The sequence below is a fragment of the Myxococcus sp. CA033 genome (assembly GCF_013336625.1).
Taxonomy (GTDB): domain Bacteria; phylum Myxococcota; class Myxococcia; order Myxococcales; family Myxococcaceae; genus Myxococcus; species Myxococcus llanfairpwllgwyngyllgogerychwyrndrobwllllantysiliogogogochensis.
The window spans coordinates 1-1361 of sequence record NZ_JABUMU010000065.1 but is presented as its reverse complement, the minus strand read 5'-3'; the positions used below and the strand labels follow the sequence as shown (position 1 = coordinate 1361).

Here is a 1361-nt window from a genome sequence, read left to right as displayed (position 1 = left end):
GGTCAAGTCCCGAATCGTGTGTAGTTGGTTCGGAGGGGGAACGGGGGAGGAAGGCTCCTTGGCGGATTCATTCAGCGGTGTCTGGGTTTGAAGTCAGCAGGGCCATGTCGAGGTAGCGGCGGTCATCCCAGATGCCAGAGACTTCGAGGGCGACGGCGGTGATGAGGCGCAGTGCGCTGGCGCGGTCCGGGAAGGCGCCCACGGAGCGGATGCGGCGCTTGACTTCGCCATGGAGTCGCTCCAGGCCGTTGGTGCTGCGAAGCCGCTTCCAGTGGGCCTTGGGGAAAGAGAAGAAGCAGGTGGCCGGGGCAAAGCCCTCGCGCAAGCACTCCATGGCCTCGGGGACCTGGCGGCCCAGGCCGGCCTGGAGCGCCTCCAGACGCTTCCTGGCGTCCTGGAGAGTCGGTGCCTCGAAGACGGCTGAGGTCTCCTTGCCGAGGCGGCCTCGCAGTCGCCAGGGGGCCTTGGCGAGGACGTTCCGGGTGAGGTGCACCGTGCAACGCTGGAGTCGGGCCTCGGGCAGCGACTGCCGGGCCGCGGCGGCCAGCCCCGCGTGTCCGTCGGCGATGACAAGCCGCACACCCCTCAGGCCTCGCTCGAGCAACTGGCGAAGCAGTTCCAGCCACGAGTCCATCGACTCGCTGCCACCCAGAGTCACGGCCAGCAGATGCCGGTGCCCATCCTCTCCCACGCCGTAGGCCACCAGGGCCGAGACGTTCTGCACCGTGCGCGCCCACCTCGCGTCCAGGAAGGTGGCATCCAGGTAGAGGTAGGGGAAGGCCTGGGTGAGGGGTTGGGTGCGCAGGCCCTCCACTTTCTGTTCCAGGGACTTCGTCACCCGGCTCACCGTCGAGCGCGAAACCTCCTCGCCCATGAGCGCCCTGGTCACCCGGCCCATCTTCCTCGTGGAGACGCCCTGCACGTACGCGCTGGTAATCGCCTCGTCGAGCTCTTCGCTGCGCCGCTTGTAACGGCCCAGCACGGCCTCCGCCGAGCCGCTGGCCCTCGTCCGAGGCACGGCCACCTCCAGGTGCCCCATGGACGTCAAGAGGCCTCGCAGGTAGCTGCCATTGCGCTGGTCCTTGCGCCCAGCCACCTGCTGCCAGCGCCCGGCCCCCACCAGGCCCCGAATCTCCTCCTCCAGCAGCATCTCCAACGTCATGCGGATGGCTCCCAGGAAGAGTGCGCGCACGTCGGTGCGCACCTCCTCGTGCGAGGGCGCGGCAAACTCGGTATCGTCCACGGCGGGAACTCCTCGGCTCCCCTGCCAGGGGGAGACCGTCTCGGTTGGTTTCACCGAGGAGCTTCCCTCTTTCACGCTCATCCCTGCTCGCCGACTACACACTTATAGGGACACGACC

The 1361-nt window shown here is 68.0% G+C and carries 1 protein-coding gene; it reads right to left on the bottom strand.

Annotated features, from left to right (window positions below):
• Positions 1 to 67: 67 nt before the first annotated feature.
• Positions 68 to 1243, bottom strand: a complete 1176-nt coding sequence (locus tag HUA78_RS45640) for an IS256 family transposase (protein ID WP_174465403.1) — start codon at positions 1241 to 1243, stop codon at positions 68 to 70.
• Positions 1244 to 1361 lie beyond the last annotated feature (118 nt).